General features: G+C 67.8%; 12 protein-coding genes. 11 read left to right on the top strand and 1 reads right to left on the bottom strand.

Annotated elements, in window-relative coordinates:
• Nucleotides 1-937, top strand: a 937-nt coding sequence (locus SNR22_RS03365) for a 2-oxoacid:ferredoxin oxidoreductase subunit beta (RefSeq protein ID WP_320064955.1), incomplete at its 5' end; no start/stop codon positions are given.
• A gap of 125 nt (nt 938-1062) precedes the next feature.
• Here the strand turns inward: SNR22_RS03365 and SNR22_RS03370 are convergent.
• Complete coding sequence (locus tag SNR22_RS03370) at nt 1063-2292, bottom strand: MFS transporter (protein WP_320064956.1); 1230 nt, start codon at nt 2290-2292, stop codon at nt 1063-1065.
• A 524-nt stretch (nt 2293-2816) separates the two neighbouring features.
• Between SNR22_RS03370 and SNR22_RS03375 the strand changes: the two genes are divergently transcribed.
• From SNR22_RS03375 to SNR22_RS03420, 10 genes are all read left to right on the top strand, one after another.
• Complete coding sequence (locus SNR22_RS03375; protein ID WP_320064957.1) at nt 2817-4607, top strand: NAD(P)/FAD-dependent oxidoreductase; 1791 nt, start codon at nt 2817-2819, stop codon at nt 4605-4607.
• 139 nt (nt 4608-4746) lie between these two features.
• Nucleotides 4747-6183, top strand: coding sequence for a cation:proton antiporter (locus SNR22_RS03380; RefSeq protein WP_320064958.1), 1437 nt, complete (start codon nt 4747-4749; stop codon nt 6181-6183).
• Between the two features lie 57 nt (nt 6184-6240).
• Nucleotides 6241-7011: an enoyl-ACP reductase FabI gene (gene fabI / locus SNR22_RS03385; RefSeq protein ID WP_320065340.1), complete on the top strand. Its 771-nt coding sequence runs from the start codon at nt 6241-6243 to the stop codon at nt 7009-7011.
• A gap of 4 nt (nt 7012-7015) precedes the next feature.
• The gene (locus tag SNR22_RS03390) at nt 7016-7792 is read left to right on the top strand and encodes a DUF4386 family protein (RefSeq protein WP_320064959.1); all 777 of its coding nucleotides are present in this window, start codon (nt 7016-7018) and stop codon (nt 7790-7792) included.
• A 30-nt stretch (nt 7793-7822) separates the two neighbouring features.
• Nucleotides 7823-9928, top strand: a complete 2106-nt coding sequence (locus SNR22_RS03395) for a multicopper oxidase family protein (RefSeq protein WP_320064960.1) — start codon at nt 7823-7825, stop codon at nt 9926-9928.
• Between the two features lie 721 nt (nt 9929-10649).
• Entirely contained in the window at nt 10650-13421 is a 2772-nt protein-coding gene (locus SNR22_RS03400) for an ATP-binding protein (RefSeq protein ID WP_320064961.1), read from the top strand.
• Nucleotides 13422-13574: 153 nt separating this feature from the next.
• A complete protein-coding gene (locus SNR22_RS03405) occupies nt 13575-14543 on the top strand; it encodes an aldo/keto reductase (RefSeq protein WP_320064962.1) in 969 nt (322 codons plus the stop codon).
• Nucleotides 14544-14594: 51 nt separating this feature from the next.
• On the top strand, nt 14595-16040 hold the full coding sequence (locus SNR22_RS03410) for a magnesium chelatase (protein WP_320064963.1): 1446 nt from the start codon (nt 14595-14597) through the stop codon (nt 16038-16040).
• A gap of 2 nt (nt 16041-16042) precedes the next feature.
• Nucleotides 16043-17995 carry a vWA domain-containing protein gene (locus SNR22_RS03415; RefSeq protein ID WP_320064964.1) on the top strand — a complete coding sequence of 651 codons (1953 nt, stop codon included), beginning with the start codon at nt 16043-16045 and terminating at the stop codon, nt 17993-17995.
• Nucleotides 17996-18139: 144 nt separating this feature from the next.
• Nucleotides 18140-18625, top strand: coding sequence for a hypothetical protein (locus SNR22_RS03420; RefSeq protein ID WP_320064965.1), 486 nt, complete (start codon nt 18140-18142; stop codon nt 18623-18625).
• Nucleotide 18626: the final 1 nt, after the last annotated feature.

Raw genomic sequence — 18626 nt, forward strand, 5'->3', positions numbered from 1 at the left:
GCCAGAACTGAACATCCCCCGCGAACGGATCGTCTTCGTCTCCGGCATCGGCTGCTCCTCACGCTTCCCGTACTACATGAACACCTACGGCATGCACTCCATCCACGGACGCGCCCCCGCGATCGCCTCCGGCCTGTCGGTGTCCCGCCCCGACCTGTCCGTCTGGGTCGTCACCGGCGACGGCGACGCCCTGTCAATCGGCGGCAACCACCTCATCCACGCCCTACGCCGCAACGTCAACCTGAAGATCCTGCTGTTCAACAACCGGATCTACGGCCTCACCAAAGGCCAGTACTCACCCACCTCCGAAGTCGGCAAAATCACCAAATCCACCCCCGCCGGCTCGGCCGACGCCCCGTTCAACCCGCTCTCGCTCGCCCTCGGCGCGGAAGCGACCTTCGTCGGCCGCACCATCGACTCCGACCGCAAACACCTCCAATCGGTGCTACGAGCCGCAGCCGAACACCAAGGCTCCGCATTCGTGGAAATCTACCAAAACTGCAACATCTTCAACGACGGCGCGTTCGAACAACTCAAGGAACCAGGCACCCGAGACGACTACCTCATCCGACTCGAACACGGAAAACCCATCACCTTCGGCACCGACGGACAACTCTGCGTGATCCACCCACCCGGCGGCTTCGGCCTACAGGTACGCGAGACCGCCACCGTCCGCCCAGAAGAAATCGTCGTACACGACACCACCGTCAACGACCCCGCCTACGCATTCGCACTATCCCGACTCCCCGGCCTCGACCTGAGCAACACCCCAATCGGCGTATTCCGCTCAGTCAACCGCCCCACCTACGACAGCGTCGTACAAAACCAGGTCCAAGCGGCAAAAGCCGAAGTCACCGAAACCCCAGAACAACAACTCACCGGACTCCTCGCCAGCAGCGACACCTGGACGAACAATGGGTGCTCGGAGCTTGAATAGGCCAAGGGGTCGTGGCCGAATTCAATGAACGAGGCTTTATGACCGGTACCGTGATGTTCTGGTAGGCGGACTCAGCGCAGGCCGCCTACCAGAACATCCTCGAGCACCGTACGACCGATGCCGCCTCACCCCACCTCGCTCGGCTCCTGGGCGGCGGCCGTGGCCAGCGAGGGCGTCGGCCCTACGCGAAGGATCCGCCCGGTGGGCAACACGATCGCGACCCCGAGCAGGCCGGCGACCACGGTTGCGGCGAACGCCGGGCGCCCGCCCACGAATTCGACGATCTGACCAGCCGATCCCGCGCCGATCGCCAGGCCCACTCCCAACGCCGTCTGTACCCAGGCGAAGCCTGCGGTGATGCCGTCGGCAGGTACCAGGAGTTGGACGATCTCGTATGCGACGATCAGGGTCGGTGCGACGGCGGCGCCGGCGATGAAGCTGCTCAACGCCATCACCGCCAGGTTCGGAGCGAGAAGCAGCGGAATCGTGCCGACGCCGAGGCAGAGGACAGCGATCTGGAACCGGCGCACCGGTGACCCCGGCAGCTGCCGTGAGCCGTAGTAGAGGCCGGTGACGAGACTTCCCACCGAGAACGCGGCCACGAGCGGACCGGCCAGGATCAGCCGACCTTGCTCCTCGGCGAAGCCCACCATGGACACCTCGACCGAACCGAGGACCACCCCCAGGGTGACGCAGAACAGCAAAATCACCCGGACTCCGGGGATTCGGACCGCGCTCGCTCCACGACCGCCGCTGCTGTCGACAGGTGGCTGCGTGCGGCGTTGGGCGGCGAAGGCCAGGCCGCCGAGGAGGGTGAAGACCATGCCGGTGGCGAATCCGGCTGCGGAGTGGATGGACGCGGAGAGCACAGTGGTGAGCGCAGGCCCGATGATGTAGATCATCTCGTCGATGGCTGCCTCAACCGAGAGCGCGCTCTTGAGGCTCGCCGTGCCCCCCACCATGGCCGCCCAGCGTGCCCGGACCAGAGAGCCGATGGGGGGGAAGGCGGCGCCCGCGACGGCGGCGAACACGAAGAAGGTCCAGACCGGCAGCTCCCACAAGGCGGACAGCAACAGGCCGGCCAGCCCTGCGGTGTGGATCAACACGGTCGGCAGCAGGACCTGGCCCTGGCCCTTGCGGTCGGTCAGCCGTCCGATGTACGGCGCTCCGAGGGCCTGGGCGGTCAGGATGGTTGCGCACACCGCGCCGGCGAGCGAGTACGAGTCGGTTGCCGACGTGACCAGCAGGAGGGTGGCGATGCCCAGCATGGACATGGGCAGCCGGGCCACGGCGGCGGCGATCACGAACCGACGGGTGTCAGGAGATTCGAGCAGCGTGCGATAGCTGTCAGCCACGGTTTCGGCGCTGCCCCGACAGCTTCCTTTCGGCGGGCTGGTGTTTCGTCACACCAACGGGGGTCCCAGCGTGATGAGAGGGTGCCGCTGGTGAGCCAGGGCAGAACCCGGCGGGGAGAAATCGAACTATAACCTCCGCCCACCATTCACGCCATGCTCGACCCGGTTGTAGTGCCATTACACGATGCAGGTTGGACTGCTGCGGCACAAAAACCTGCGGTAGTTCCTTCGGTCTCGGCAAAAGCCTTCGGTCATCCCTTCGGCCCCAACGGGGACGGGCGCTGCCATGCTGGCCTCGACAACGTGGCATCGGCGGCCCGGGAACTGGCTGACTTTCTGGCTACCTGCACCAGGCAGCGTAGGTCCGTTCACCCTCGCCGGTGAGCTTCGGATTCCGGCTGAGGGGCCGTTCTGCACATTTGACGAGGCGTCGTCTGTGCGATTTGTCGCCGACCACTGTCAGTCACGCTTGGGTGGCCCTGTGGCGTCTGTCCGCTTCATGGGCGAATCAGGAAGAGGAGAAAATGGTTCAAGAGCTCGGCGCCTACTACGATGTCATCATCATGGGCGGCGGACCCGCTGGGTCGACCCTGGCCGCCCAGTTGGCGCGTACCTCTAACCTGTCGGTGGCGATTCTGGAGAAGGTCACGCACCCGCGGGAGCACATCGGCGAGTCCCTGGCCCACCCGACGACCCCGGCGCTCGAGGAGATCGGGGCCCTCGAGAAGATGATGGCCAGCGATTTCTGGGTGCAGAAGTTCGGTGGCATCTTCAACTGGGACAGCGCTGCCGAAGGCCCCGCCATCGGATTCTTCGACCACGAGTCCTACCAGCAGGACGGCGTGCACCGGTGGGCCGGGCACGTCAATCGTGCGGATTTCGACCACATGCTGCTCCAACACGCGGCCGAGTCGGGGGCGCAGGTCTTCGAGGAACACACCGTCTCGGACTTCGAGCGGCTGGAGGACGGCTGTCTGATCACCCTGAACGACGGGCGGACCGTCCGCTGCGGCTACTTCGTCGACGCCTCGGGTCGACGTAACAGCATCGCGTCGAAAAAGAAGCGCGACTACCTTTCGGGCTACAAGAACATCGCCATCTGGCAGCACTATGTCGGCGCTACGCACAGCTACGAGATCGACGAGGATTGGAACATCTTCCATCCGGAGGGCCGCTCGCCGATCACCTGCTCGGCGTTCTCCGACGGCTGGTGCTGGTACATCCCGGTCCCGAAGACCATCGATGGTAAGCGCGTTGTCACGCACTCGGTGGGAATTGTCACCATCCCGGCCATCCTCAAGGAGGAAGGGAAGGACTTCACCGACATTGAGGTGTTCACCAAGGCCATCAAGGGTGTCCCGCTGATCGGCGACCTGGTCAAGGACGCGAAGCCGATCTCCGACAAGATGGTCACGGCGACCAACTACTCCATGATCAACGACAGGTTCTGCGACTTCGACGAGCGATGGATTCTCATCGGCGATGCGGCGTACTTCGTCGACCCGCTTTTCTCCTCCGGCGTGGCGTTCGCCATGCACCACGGGCTGTCCGCAGCCACCGTGCTGAAGGCGACCTTCGACAAGAACGTCGACGAGCAGCACAAGCGTGACCTGTGGCGCGACTACGACCAGGAGTGGCACGGCATCGCGGAGTCGTTCTCCCTCTCGATCGACCAGTGGTACCACTCGATCGGCAAGGGCAACCCGGACAGCATCTACTGGCGTACGCGTGGCCAGGACCTCGCCGGCGACATCCGGGAGCAGACCTTCCAGATCCTGCTCAGCACCACGATGGAGCCGGACCTGCTACGGGTGATGACCAACGAGGACGGCAAAGAGCTCGACGCCGAGGGTCCGTACATGAAGGCCTACCAGCAGGCTGCCTCGATCGGGCTGTCCGATGATGACCTGATCTCGTTGGCCCCGGGTGCGCTCATGCGGCCGAGCCTCGCCCTGGACATCCCCGGCTTCAAGGGCTTCGTGCCGCCGCTGCCGGTGGAGATTCCCACCGAGGAACGGGAGGCCATCACCCGCTACTGGTCCGACCCTGTCGCCAATGGGTCGGCGGTCGTGTCCCCGCTGTCGCACGCGGTGCCCTGTTACCGGTTCTCGGTCGAGGGGGCGCCGGACGGGCTCGAGGTGCGGTCGATCGACGCGGTCGATGGCGGCTCCGGCGTGTGGAAGTGCCTGCAGGAGGGTCCCGTCCGCTACGCGGAGCTCCAGCAGGTCCTCAGCGAGGTCCAGCTGCACCTGCTGCGGCTCCTCGCCCGGGCCGGAGTGGTCACCGTCGAGCGCGCCACCGTCCAGGTCGGTTAGGGAACGGTCGCACCTCGCGCTCTTCTGGGTACCGTGCGTCCCCGTCTCGTCTCGTCCCGTGCCAGTCCGGCCCCGGACTGGCACGGGACGCGCGGTACCCGTATCGGCTGTGCTACCGGAAGAGAGGATTCGAGTCGACGTGACCGTTGTCGACGGGGGAGATGACCGGGTCGAGACGCTGGCGCGGACCAGCCCGGTGCGTACCCGGCTGGCTTACGTAGCCTTCGTCATCGGCCCCACCGCCCTGGCTGTACTGGTTCTGAAGTTCGGTTTCTCCGGTGGGGTCACCGCATTGGCCGCGAAAGCCGACCCGGTGGCCGTTCCGCTGGCCGAGCCCGGCTCGGTCCTCTACAAGCTGCTGCTGTCGGCAGCCGTGATCGTCATCTGCGCCCACCTGTGCGGCAGTCTCGCTCAGCGATTCGGTCAACCCCGGGTGATCGGCGAGATGATGGTGGGGTTCCTGCTCGGTCCCTCGGTGCTGAAGCTGCTGGCTCCGGATCTTGCCGCGGCGATCTTTCCGACCGACATTCTGCCCTTCCTGGATGCGATCGCCCAGGTCGGCGTCGTCCTCTTCATGTTCCTGATCGGTCTGGAACTGCCGCTGTCCAAGCTCCGCCGGGCCACCGGAACGGCTCTGCTCACCGGACATGCCAGCATCGCGGTGCCGTTCCTGCTGGGCGTACTCACGGCTCTGCTCATTCCGGACGAGTACCGGCCGGTCGGTGTCTCCCCGATGCTCTTCGCCGCGTTCGTCGGCTTGGCGATGAGCGTGACCGCCTTTCCCGTCCTGGCCCGGATCCTCACCGACGGCAAACTCGCTGGTACGCCGATCGGCGGGCTGGGGATGCTCACCGCCGCGATCGCCGACGTCACCGCCTGGTGCGGTCTCGCGCTGGTAGTCACGCTGGCCAGCGACGGCAATCCGGCCGTCGTCCTGCGTACCGTCCTACTGACGGTCGTCTTCGTCGTCGTGATGTGGACCGTGGTGCGTCCGCTCCTTGCCTGGGTCGCCAGTCGGGCCGAGAAGAACACCAACCATCAACGCGGCGTGATGGTCCTCCTACTTTTCGTCATTCTGGTATCTGCGCTCATCACGGACCTGATCGGCGTGCACTCGATCTTCGGCGCCTTCCTCGCCGGAATGATCACGCCACGGGTGCGAGCGACCGAGGAGTTCTCTCATCAGCTCGAAGGGCTGACTTTCTGGTTGATGCTTCCGTTGTTCTTCGCGATCGTGGGCCTGCGTACCCGGTTCGACGAGCTGACCACGCTGACCGGTTGGCTCGTCCTGGTCCTGGTCATCGTGGTCGCGGTGGCCGGTAAGGCCATCGGCACGATCCTGCCCGCTCGGATCGCCGGGTTGGACGCTCGGGACGCGAAAACCCTTGCCGCGATGATGATCTGCCGAGGGCTCACCGAAATTGTCGTTCTCAACATCGGGCTCTCCATGGGGCTCATCACGCCGAGCCTCTTCGCGATCCTCATCGCGATGACCCTGGTCACGACGATGATGACCAGCCCTCTGCTCGCCCGGCTCCGCCGGACGCCGGTGACACCGCAGCCGGCGCCGAGCTAATTCAGAAATGTAAACCAGCAGCGTAGGTGACCCTCGGGTCAGGGTCCAGATAGGAACATAGTGGGAATTCTCGAAGGTAAGAACATTCTCGTCACAGGAGTGCTGACAGACGGCTCGATCGCCTTCCACGTCGCCCGGCTCGCCCAGGAGCAGGGCGCGAAGGTGGTCCTCACCGGATTCGGCCGGATGAGCCTGGTGCAACGGACGGCACGGCGGCTCCCCGATCCGACGACGCCGGTCATCGAACTCGATGTCACGAACGAGGAGCACCTGGCGAGCCTCGCTGACCGGGTGCGGGAGCACGTCGACAGCATCGACGGTGTCCTGCACGCGGTGGCGTTCGCCCCGGCAACCGCACTCGGTGGCAACTTCCTGAGCACGCGCTGGAGCGATGTCTCCACAGCGATGCAGGTCTCCACCTACTCGCTCCAGGCGCTCACGGTCGCCGCGGCGCCGCTGATGCGCGACGGTGGCTCGGTGGTGGGTCTCGACTTCGACGCCCGCGTCACCTGGTCCTCGTACGACTGGATGGGCGTCGCCAAGGCTGGCCTCGAGTCGTGCTCCCGCTACCTGGCCCGGCACCTCGGTCACCGAGGCATCCGGGTGAACCTCGTCGCCGCCGGCCCGCTGAACACGGTGGCCTCGCGCGGCATCCCCGGCTTCGCCGAATTCGAGTCCGTCTGGGACAGCCGGTCGCCGCTGGGCTGGAAGGCCGATGACTGCGAGCCGGTGGCCCGCGCCTGCGTCGCGTTGCTCTCGGACTGGTTCCCGGCGACCACCGCCGAGATCGTCCATGTCGATGGTGGTTTTCACGGAATGGGGGACTGAGGCCATGTCTGCTCGGGACAGTTACCGGATCGGAGCCATCGCGGGTATCGCGGGCGCGGTGATCACAATCATTGCGTCCCTGGCCATCGTGCTTGGTATCCAGGACCCATTCGGCATGGTCTCGTCCGAGACCTACATGGAGGGCATCGCCGAGCAGCGGACCTCCTGGCTCCTCGTGCACATGGTGATCGCGGTGGCGATGCTGCTGAAGTTGGCCGGCATGATGACGCTCGGAACCGTGGTCGAGGGCGGCGCCGCTCGGCCGCTGTCGCGGATCGGAAACGGCCTCGCGATTACCGGGGCGACCCTGCTTCTGGTCACTATGGCGCGCGATGGCTACGTGCACGCGTTCATTACTGACAATTGGGCGGCGGCCGGCGCTGACTCGAAAGATGTGTGGGCGGCTAACTTCGCGGTCAGTTTGCGGACCAGTTACTCGATGGAAATCATGTCCATGCTGGCCTTCGTCGGGTTTGCGCCCCTGGCGTATGGTGCGGCCATGCTGACCGACTCGCGCTTCCCCCGGTGGCTCGGTCTGTTGGGCATCTTCGGCGGCCTCGGTGGTGTGGTGACCGCCTTGATCCTCTTCCTCACCGGCAACACGGATCTGGGTTACGGCGTTTTCTACCCCCTGTTCGTGGTGCTCGTGCCGGCTGTCTGGTTCATCAAGACCGCGCTGGTCATCATTCGCCACTCAGTTGACGACCACGGCCTAGCCGGGCCGACCAGCGGAAAGGACGCGCTCGTCGCCTCCACCCCCGCTGTGGCGACGAGCGCGTAGCAACAGACAAACTACGAAGGAGCAACGTCCGTGCCAGTACTCGATCTCCTGAGTGTTGACCTCTTCGTGGTGTTTTTCTCGGTGGCCGGCTGGCTCGTCGCCAGCCGGTCCGTCGCCGGACTGGCACGCGTGACAGATCCTGCCCGCATTCGACGCCGTACTACGACCGCCCTGGTGGCGGTTGTGGTCTCCGTCGCCATCGTCGTGCTGCGGGTCGCGGTGGCGAGCGCCCTGCTCAGCTCTGGTTGGTGGTTCGTGCAGGAGACGCTGGTGCTCGGCCTGCCGGTCCAACTGGTCTCCGCCGCCGCTGTTCTGCTGCTCAGCATGCGCCCGCTAGTCCGCCTTCGACGTCTGGCTGCGCAGGAGACGGCGGCCGCGACACCCGCAGGGCCCGTCCCGGCTGCCCCGGCTACCGCCCGGCCCCTCTCCCGGGAACTCCGGTCGGTGGCGATCCATCCGCTCGTTGTCGCCCCGATCAGGATCGCGCTTTACTCGGCGGTGGCAGCCTTCCTGGTGCTGATGGTGTTCGGCTATCCGGTCAGCATCTCGGATGCCGTGGCGCTACTGGTGCCGCTTGTTGCGCTCGGCGCGTTCGTCACCTGGCGGGCGGCGGTCCGCTGGGGACGCGTCAGCGACCACGGCGAGGCCGGCCCGCGGGCGGCCCGCGGGACGTGGCTGCGTCGTCTCGCCGCCGGGCTGGTCGTGGTGCTCACCGGCGCTGGCGTCGTCGTGCTCCAGAATCGCAGCGAGCTGCCGCAGGAGTACTCCTCCGAGCGCAGCGCTGCCGCCCGCGCCCACTCGGACGCCGGCCCGGACAAAGTGCTCTCGGTGGCGCAGCTACGCGGTACGCCCGGAGGTGGGCCGGTCCGAAAGTTCACCATGGTCACGTCGCACACGACGGTGAGGCTCCCCTCGGGCCGGTCCGTCGCCGCGCTCGCCTTCAACAACTCTGTGCCCGGCCCGGAGCTGCGGGTCACCGTCGGTGACACGGTCGAGGTGACGCTGCGGAACACCGACGTCGCCGAGGGCGTCACCATCCACTGGCACGGCTACCCGGTGCCCAACGGCGAGGACGGCGTCGCGGGGGTGACCCAGGATGCCGTACCGCCGGGTGGCGAGTTCGTTTACCGCTTCCGCGCCACCCAGCCCGGGACCTACTGGTACCACTCCCACCAGCGCTCGAACGAGCTGGTCCGGCGGGGACTCTTCGGTGCGTTCGTCGTGCAGCCGGCCACCGGAGCGGCACCCGACGACGTGGACCTGGTCGTGCCCGTCCACAGCTTCGACACCGAGGGCAGCATCAACCCCACGGTGATCCTCCGCGACCGGGACCAACTGGAGCGACTACGCGTCCGGGCTGGCGTCAAGGTCCGGCTACGGATGATCAACACGGACGGGGTGCCCCGAACGGTAGGCCTGACCGGTGTGTCCGCGACGATCAGCGCGGCCGACGGAATGGAGATCAACGGCCCGGAGTTGGTGCCCAACCCATCGGTGGAGGTGGCCGCCGGTGGTCGGGTCGACTTCGTCTTCGCCATGCCAACCGATTCGGTCCTGGTGTCCGTGTCCGGGATCGAACAGGTGGGGCTGGTACTGCACACGGCCGAGGGGGGACGGTCGCCGGCGACCGGGCCTCACCGCAAGGTGGATCTGCTTTCGTACGGCGCGCCGGCCGACACCGGGATCACCCGCGGATCAGACTTCGATCACACCTTCACCCTGGTGCTCGACCAGAAGATCGCGTTCTATGACGGTCGGTTCGACACCACCTACACGGTCAACGGCCGGACTTACCCCGACATCCCGCCCCAACTGGTGGACGAGGGCGACCTCATCAAGTTCGTTTTCGTCAACCGCAGCATCGAGCCGCACCCGATGCATCCGCACGGTTCGCACGTACTGGTCCTGGCGCGGGACGGTAAACCGACAACCGGCGCTCCAATCTGGCTGGACAGCCTCAACGTGGCAGCAGGACAGACCTGGGAGGTCGCGATGCGTGCCAACAACCCGGGCATCTGGATGGACCACTGTCACAATCTGCGGCACGCCGCCCGCGGGATGATGTTCCACCTGGCCTACCGCGGTGTGACCAGTCCTTACCTGGCTGGACACAAGCACGGCAACTACCCCGAGTAATACTCGATCACCCGCGTGGCGGGTGGTGATGCGAGGTTCTCTGCCCACTGGGGGGGGACTCGCCAGGGCCCGCAGGGTCCGGATCCTTGGATCCGGGCCCTTGCGGGCTTCACGCGCTGGTTCCGGTCCGACCTGGCGGAACAGGTCCTCGCCCCTGTGTGGAAGCGGAACTCGCACGACCGAAATGGCGCTGCCTGACCGAAATAGAGCAGGTCAGGGGCCAGCCTGCGACCGCCTTTGGTTCGATCTGAAACACCGGTGTGGATGCGATGCGGGAGGGTGGCAGGAGCCGCTGACTTGGGCCCTCGGCGAAGTTGTTGGGGCCCTTCCTTATGCTGGTCCCCGCCTTCGCGTACAGCTCGTGGGCCGGTCCGCACTTACCACCAGAATCAAATATTTGTCCTGCAAGCAAATCGGGGGTAGATCGATCGCAGTATGCGCCGCCGCCCACGTCGGCACCAGGTGCCGGGGGTGGACGGACCGGAGTCTTTGACCTTTAGGGGCAGCTGTAGGGGTGGCAAGCAAATCGCTTCGACGTGGGCGTGACGTATGTCACCTCGCCCCAGTAGCATGTGGTCCGTCGTGACGGCTTAGGGCGCAAAGATACTTTCTGCCACGAGTCCGGCACAGTGTGCAACCGCTCGTGAAGTACGGGTGCCGACGTTCGAGCCTTGAGGGCCGGCTTCATCACCAGGCGCAAGTGGCGATAACAGAGGGACAGATGAACGCAGACAGTACCGAGCTTCTGCTCGATCGCGAGTGCGAGATTGAAAGAATACGGGAACTCGTGGCCGATGCTCAAGAGGGGCGCTCAAGCCTGCTAATTATCGAAGGTGGATACGCCGAGGGTAAGACCGCGCTCCTAAATTACCTGGTCGCCACCGCGAGGCGAGGCGACAACAAGATTCTCTTCGCGTCGGGCGGCGGAGGGCTGGAAGTTCGACCCTTCGAGACGCTGCGCGAGCTGTTCCAGCCAGCCGGCATCGAAATACCTCTGCCCGTCGATGTCGAAGGAAGCGAGACTGCCGCAGGGTCCCACCGTGGCACGCAGAGCGGTCTCGCCGAACGCCGGACGACGGACGAAATGTTTGCCAGTCTCTACCATCAGACCCGCAAGATGATGGAGGGCGGCCCACTCATCATCGTCATTGATGATCTGCACCGGGTGGACCGTGAGTCGCTGAGCTGGCTGGTGCATCTGGCACGCCGCTCCGCCGGTTCTCCCCTGCTGCTCGCGCTGGCAGTCAACCGAGGTGAGCCGGCCAGGGACATCGGGCTGATTGAGGACCTGCGCGACACCGTGACCTGTACGTCCCTGCATCTGACCCCGCTCAGTCGCAACGCGGGGCGAGAGCTTGTCGAGAGTCACTGTCGGGTCCGGGCTGACGATGACTTCGTCACAGCCTGCCTGGCCCTCACCGGCGGCACCGCAGGCTTCGCCAACCAGCTGTGCCGCATGCTCTCCACCAGCAAGATCGCACCCACCGTCGAGAATCTCGGGGTGTTGGTCAAACTATCGGTGCCGCGCATCGCTGAGTACGTGGCGAACCGACTCAACCGGCTCTCGCCGCATGCGCTCGATGTGGCTCGCGCCATCGCTGTTCTCGACAGCGATGCGGACATCAGCCTGATCGCGGCGCTGTGCTCACTCGAGAAGTCGATCACCACGGATGTCATCCTGCTGATGGCGCAGGCAGGATTTCTGAACTCGACGATTGCGTTCGCTAATCCCATCGTGCAGACCTCGCTGTATGGCAGCCTGGCAGCGGGGGGACGCCGCAGCCTGCACCATAAGGCGGGAAGTCTGTTGGCGGAGGGCGCGGGTCACGCTCCGAGGAGGGTGGCCTTCCATCTGTTGGCGCTGGGTGTCACCAGCGACCCTGACGTCGTCAGGCTGCTCGCTCTGACTGCCAGTGAACTGGCTGCCATTGGCGACGATGAATTGTCCATTGCGTGCCTGGAAAGGGCCATGCAGGGATCACTTTCACCGGCCCATCGGGCCCGTCTGGCCATGGGCCTGGGCGTCGCCCTGCGGCACCGTGACGTCGACAACTCGATCCGTTACCTGCAATACGCGAGTGCGAGCATGGAGTCTCGCCCCGAGCGCCTCGCCATAAGCTGGCATCTCGCTACGGGATTCGCGGTGCAGGGTGATTTTGCTCGAGCGATCGAGGTGCTCAGCCGCCACCTCATCGACAGTGACGGCGATGACCAGGAGATGATCGCGTATCGTGACCTGCTGTCCATGATAAATGGACCAAGCGGTGCCGGCGAGTCGCGGCTGCCCATGCTCGACTCGCCCCATCAGATTATCATCGCAACCCGTCTCGCCTGGTCCGGGCGCCAGCAGGACCAGGCCGTCGCTATGGCCGACGAGTTTCTTTTCGCCGGTCATTCGATGTTAGTCAACTCGGTGACGTCTGCCTTCGCGCTACTGGTGTTGCTTTATGCCGATCGGCTCGATCTCGTAGAGCGACACTTGGCGGACGTCGAACAACAAAATCATGCGTTGCTGCCCACCGAAATTGCCACACTGCGCTGCCAGACGGCGCTGCGGCGCGGCGATCTGGAGTCCGCGGAGGCATACGCGCGAGCGGCAATGAAGGACGTGAACGACGGCCTGCCGGCGCCGATCACCTTTCACGAGGTCGGCACGATGGTCGACGTTCTGCTTGCCCAGGGCGAGTACGAGGAAGCCGGGGAGATGCTCTCCAAGGCCGGGTTGCTGTACAAGGTGCCAAACCAGTGGCGCTATCACCAACTGTTGGCCACCAGGGGACGCCTTCGAGTTGCACGAGGCGACGTCCGTGCCGGGCTTCTCGACCTGCTGACCGCAGGGAATCGGTTGACGTCCCTGGGCGTGGTCAATCCGGCGATCAATCCGTGGCTGATGGACACGGCAGTAGGTCTGGCCCAACTTGGACACGACTCGCAGGCGCAGGTCATTGCGCGTCGGCAGGTCGCCAGCGCCCGGGGCTGGGGAGGTGCCCGTCTGCTGGGGCAAAGCTTGCACACCCTGGCACAACTCGAACCAAACGAGGATGATGCCCTGCAGCTCATGCAGGAGGCTGTGTCCGCCTTCGAGGGCTCCTACTTCCACCTGGATCTCGGCCGCACGCTGGTCGACCTCGGCCGTGCGCAGACGCGGGCGGGACGGCAACGCGACGCACGAGATTCATTTCGCCGTGGGCTTGACATGGCCCATCGCTGTGGTGCCGAGATGTTGGCCGAGCAGGCGCACGTCGACCTGGTGAGAAGTGGGGGCAGGCCGAGGCGAAGGGCGCAGTCAGGGCGCGACGCGCTGACTCCCACCGAGGAGCGGATCGCCCAGATGGTCGTCGGTGGCAAGACGAATCGCGAAATCGCGCAGGACCTCTTCGTTTCACTGCGCACAATTGAGCTGCACCTCACGAACATCTATCGCAAATTCCGTATTCTCGGCCGCAGCGAGCTGGTAGCTGCCATGGATGCAGGGCCCCGGGGTGTTCTCTGATTGTCCGTTTTAATCATGTTATGCGGTGGAGGGTGAGGGCGGCTGCGGGAGTGGGGTGGGTGCTCACGCTGCGGAACATGCCGGCCCGCCACCGGGTGGTGATGCAAGGGCATGTTCCTCAGCGGCAGCGCGCGCTGGGGTAGTTTCGGGACCGTGCGTTTCCTCCCGCTCGACACTCCCAAACCCCTGTCCAAGATCGGCCTTGGTACCTGGCAGTTCGGGTCTCGGGAGTGGGGCTACGGCCCCGGGTACGAGCGCCGGGCGGCCGACATTGTCCGGCGTGCCGTCGACCTCGGGATCACCGTCTTCGACACCGCCGAGCTGTACGGCTTCGGCCGCAGCGAGCGGATCCTCGGGGAGGCGCTCGGCGACGATCGGCAGAAGGTCGTCATCGCCAGCAAGATCTTTCCAATCCTGCCGGTCGCCCCGGTGGTGCAGCAGCGGGCGGTCGCTTCCGCCGCCCGCCTCGGCGTCACCCACCTCGACCTCTACCAGGTGCACCAGGCCAATCCACTGGTAGCCGACCACACCACGATGCGCGGCATGCGCGTGCTGCAGGACGTCGGGCTGGTCGGCGAGGTCGGTGTCAGCAACTACAGCCTGCGCCGCTGGCAGGTCGCCGAGGCGGCGCTGGGGCGCCGGGTGCTGAGCAACCAGGTCCGGTACAGCATGGTCGACCGGGCGCCGGAGGAGGACCTGCTGCCGTACGCGGAGCAGGCCGGCCGGGTCGTCATCGCGTACAGCCCGTTGGCCCAGGGCTTCCTCTCCGGCCGGTACGACGCGAAGAACCCGCCGAGCGGGGCGGTGCGCCGGGCCAACCCGTACTTCCTGCCGGAGAACCTGGAGCGCGGCGCCGCCCTGCTCGGCGCACTGCGCGAGGTGGCCGACGCGCACGACGCCACCCCCAGCCAGATCGCCCTGGCCTACCTGCTGCGTCACCCCAACGTGGTGGCGATCCCCGGCGCATCCGGCGTGGAGCAGATGGAGCGCAACGCGGCCGCCGCCGAGATCGACCTCACCGCCGACGAGTACGCGGCGCTGGCCGCCGCCGCCCGCGGGTTCCGGCCGTTCACCGGCCTGGCAGCGGTGCCGAAGCTGATCCGCGCCAGGGCGGGCAGGTGAGCGTAGCCCGATGACGGCGGGGGCGGGCGGGGTCGCGCTAGCGTTGGTCGGGTGACTGCGCCCAACCAGGTTCTCCCGGTCCCGCCCGCCGACCTGCCCGCCACCCTCGGCGCGTTGCGGGCGGCCGGGCACCGACACCGCACGGTCAAGCAGGAACTCCGCGACAACCTCCTCGCCCGGATGCGTACCGGCGAGGACCGATTCCCCGGCATCGTCGGGTACGACGACACGGTGCTGCCGGAGGTCGAGCGGGCGTTGCTCGCCGGCCACGACATGGTGCTGCTCGGCGAACGCGGCCAGGGCAAGACCCGCCTGATCCGCTCGCTGGTGGCGCTGCTGGACGAGTGGACCCCGGTCATCCCCGGCTCGGTGCTCAACGAGCACCCGATGCGCCCGCTCACCCCGGCCTCCCGCGCCCTGGCCGACGAGGCCGGGGACGACCTGTCGGTGGCCTGGCTGCACCGCTCGCTGCGGTACGGCGAGAAGCTCGCCACCCCGGACACCAGCGTCGGCGACCTGATCGGCGACGTCGACCCGATCCGGGTCGCCCAGGGGCGCACCCTCGGCGATCCGGAGACCATCCACTTCGGGCTGGTGCCCCGCACCAACCGGGGCATCTTCTCCGTCAACGAGCTGCCCGACCTCGCCGAGCGGATCCAGGTGGCACTGCTCAACGTGCTGGAGGAGCGGGACATCCAGATCCGCGGCTACCAGTTACGACTGCCGCTGGACCTGCTCCTGGTGGCCAGCGCCAACCCGGAGGACTACACCAACCGGGGCCGGATCATCACCCCGCTGAAGGACCGGTTCGGCGCGGAGATCCACACCCACTACCCGATCGACCTTGAGCTTGAGCTGGAGCTGATCCGACAGGAGGCCGACCTGGTCGCCGAGGTGCCGGAGCACGTGCTGGAGGTACTCGCCCGGTTCGCCCGCGCGGTGCGCGACTCCCCGTCGGTCGACCAGCGCTCCGGCGTCTCCGCCCGGTTCGCCATCGCCGCCGCCGAGACGGTCGCCGCCGCTGCGCTGCGCCGCTCCGGCCTGCTCGCCGCCGGCCCCGACGGGGCGTTCGAGGCACCCGTGGCCCGGGTCGGCGACGCCGCGTCGGTGACCTCCACGCTGCGCGGCAAGGTCGAGTTCGAGAGCGGCGAGGACGGCCGGGAGGTCGAGATCCTCGGCCACCTGCTGCGTACCGCCACCGCCGAGACGTTCCGGTCCCGACTGGCCGGGCTGGACCCGTCCGGCTTCACCGCCCTGGTGGACGACGACCGGGTGGTCGAGACCGGCGAGCTGGTCTCCTCGGCCGAGCTGCTGCGCCAGGTCGGCACCGTGCCGGGGCTGGCCAAGGCGCTGGACCGGCTCGGGATGGGCGACGCGCCGACCCCGGCGCAGGCGGCGGCGGGCATCGAGTTCGTCCTGGAGGGGCTGCACCTGACCCGCAGGCTCGGCAAGAACGTCAGCGACAGCGGGCGCACCGTCTACGGCAACCGGGGCTGAGCGTGGCCGGCAACCGGTTCCGGTACGGGCAGTGGCGTGGCGGCCCCGACCCGCTCGCCCCGCCGTACGACGTGCAGACGGCCGTCGACGCCGTCGGCGCGGAGGTGCTGGCCGGGGGCAGCCTGCGGGAGGCGCTGCGCGACCTGCTGCGGCGCGGCCCGCAGGGGCGGGACGGCCTGGATGGCCTCGCTGCCCGGGCCCGGCGGCTGCGCCGGGAGGCGTTGCGCCGGGGCGGCCTGGACGGGGCGGTCACCCGGGCCCGGGCGCTGCTCGACCAGGCCCTTGCCGCCGAGCGGGACGAGCTGCGCGGGCGCGCCGACGAGACGGCCCGGTTCGCCGAGACGGTGCTGGACAACCTGCCCCGCTCCACCGCCCGTGCCGTGCAGGAGCTCGCCGGGTACTCCTGGGCCAGCGATGAGGCCCGGCAGGCGTACCAGCGGATCCTCGACGGGCTGCGCGGCGACGTGCTGGAGCAGCGCTTCGCCGGGCTGCGGGACGCGGCCCGGGCTGCCGCCGACCCGGCCGCCCAGCGGCAGCTCGCCGAGATGATGCGCGACCTGAACGACCTGCTGGCCCGGCACGCCCGGTCGGAGGACACCACCGACGCGTTCGCGGAGTTCATGCGCCGGCACGGCGAGTTCTTCCCCGAGCGCCCGGCCGACGTCGACGAGCTGGTCGACGTGTTGGCCCGGCGCGCGGCGGCGGGTGAGCGGCTGATGCGGTCGCTGTCGGACCGGCAGCGCGAGGAACTCGCCGGCCTGATGCACCAGTCCCTCGGCGACCGGATGGTCGGCGAGCTGTCGGCGCTGGACGCCAACCTGCGGGCGCTGCGCCCCGACCTGAACTGGAACCGGGGGGAGCGGGTCCGCGGCGAGCAGCCCCTCGGGTACGGCGAGGCGGCCGGCGCGCTCGACGAGATCGCCGAGCTGGACGAGTTGCTGGATGCCCTCGGCCAGGACAACCCCGGGGCCACCCTGGACGACGTGGACGTCGACGCGGTGTCCCGGACGCTCGGCCGCGAGGCAGCCGCCGACGTACGCCGACTGCGGGAGCTGGAGCGGGAGCTGCGCCGGCAGGGCTGGGTGACCCGGGACCCCGACGGGCTGACGCTGAGCCCGAAGGCGCTGCGCCGGCTCGCGGGCACCGCCCTGCGCCGGGTCTTCGCCGACCTGACCGCCGGGCCGCGCGGCCAGCACGACCTGCGCTCGGCCGGCGCCGCAGGCGAAGTGAGCGGGGCGTCGAGGCAGTGGGAGTACGGCGACGAGCAGCCGCTCGACGTGGTGGGCACCCTCACCCGGGCGGTCCGTCGCGTCGGCCCGACGGTGCCCCTCCAGCTCGCGGCCTCCGACTTCGAGGTGGTGGAGACCGAACGCCGGGCGTCTGCGGCGGTGGCGCTCTGCGTGGACCTGTCGTACTCGATGTTCTCGCAGGGGCGCTGGGGGCCGATGAAGCAGACGGCGCTGGCCCTGTCCCACCTGGTGGCCACCCGGTTCCCGCAGGACGCGTTGCAGATCGTCGGGTTCGGCCTGGCGGCGGCGCCACTGACCCAGGCGGAGCTGGCGGCAGTGGAGCCGGACCTCCAGCAGGGCACCAACCTCCAGCACGCGCTGCGGCTGGCGGGCCGGCACCTGCGCCGGCACCCGGGCGCGGAGCCGGTGGTCCTCGTCGTCACCGATGGCGAGCCGACCGCCCACCTGGACCCCGACGACGGGGAGGCCTGCTTCCACTGGCCGCCGCTGTCCGAGACGGTCGACGCCACGATTCGCGAGGTGGACCGGCTGACCCGGGCCGGCGCCACACTCAACCTGTTCATGCTCGGCGACGACCCGGGCCTGCGCCGCTTCGTCGACGCGGTCGCCAGCCGCTCCCGGGGCCGGATGTTCACCCCCGACCTCGACGACCTCGGCGAGTACGTGGTCAGCGACTACCTCCGCGCCCGCCGGGGCCGCCGCTGACCCGACCCCCGCAGGCTGGCCCCGAGACCCTGCGGACTGACAGGTGTGCCCGGGTCGGCGGAGGGCCCGAAAATGGTCCTCTTCCGGGTGAACCGGGCACATCGAGCTGGTGGGTGACGGCGTGGGGCCCGGTTGACTGGGGGCGTGGACAGCGCGGGGATGCGGCGGGCGTACGAGGTGGTGCTCGTCGAGGTGGACGCGGGCGGGTTCGAGCCGCCGGGCGACGGGGAGTTGAGCGCCGAGCAGATCGTGGCGCACCTGGCCGCCAACGACCAGTTGATGGGCGCGGCCACCGAGGCGGTGCTGGTCGGGTCCCCGTTCGCGTACTACGACCTCGAGACCATGCACCGGCCACAGCTCGACGCGCTGGTCGCCGAGTGCGGTGGGCTGGCCGGGCTGGCCACCCTGTTCCGGGGTACCAGCGAGAAGCTCTGCGCGCTGGTGGATCGGCTGGGCCCGGCGGCGGCGCAGACACCGGTCCAGACCCGCCTGCACGAGGACGTCGACCTGCGGGTGGACGAGGCGCTGCCCTGGGGCCGCACCCTCGACCTGCACATCCGGGTCCACCTGCCAAAGCACCTCGCCCAGCTTCGCGCCCTGCGCCCGGAGCTGCACGCCCACCGCGCCTGAC

Origin of the sequence: Micromonospora sp. RTGN7 (assembly GCF_033804645.1) — a bacterium.
Classification (GTDB): Bacteria; Actinomycetota; Actinomycetes; order Mycobacteriales; family Micromonosporaceae; genus Micromonospora.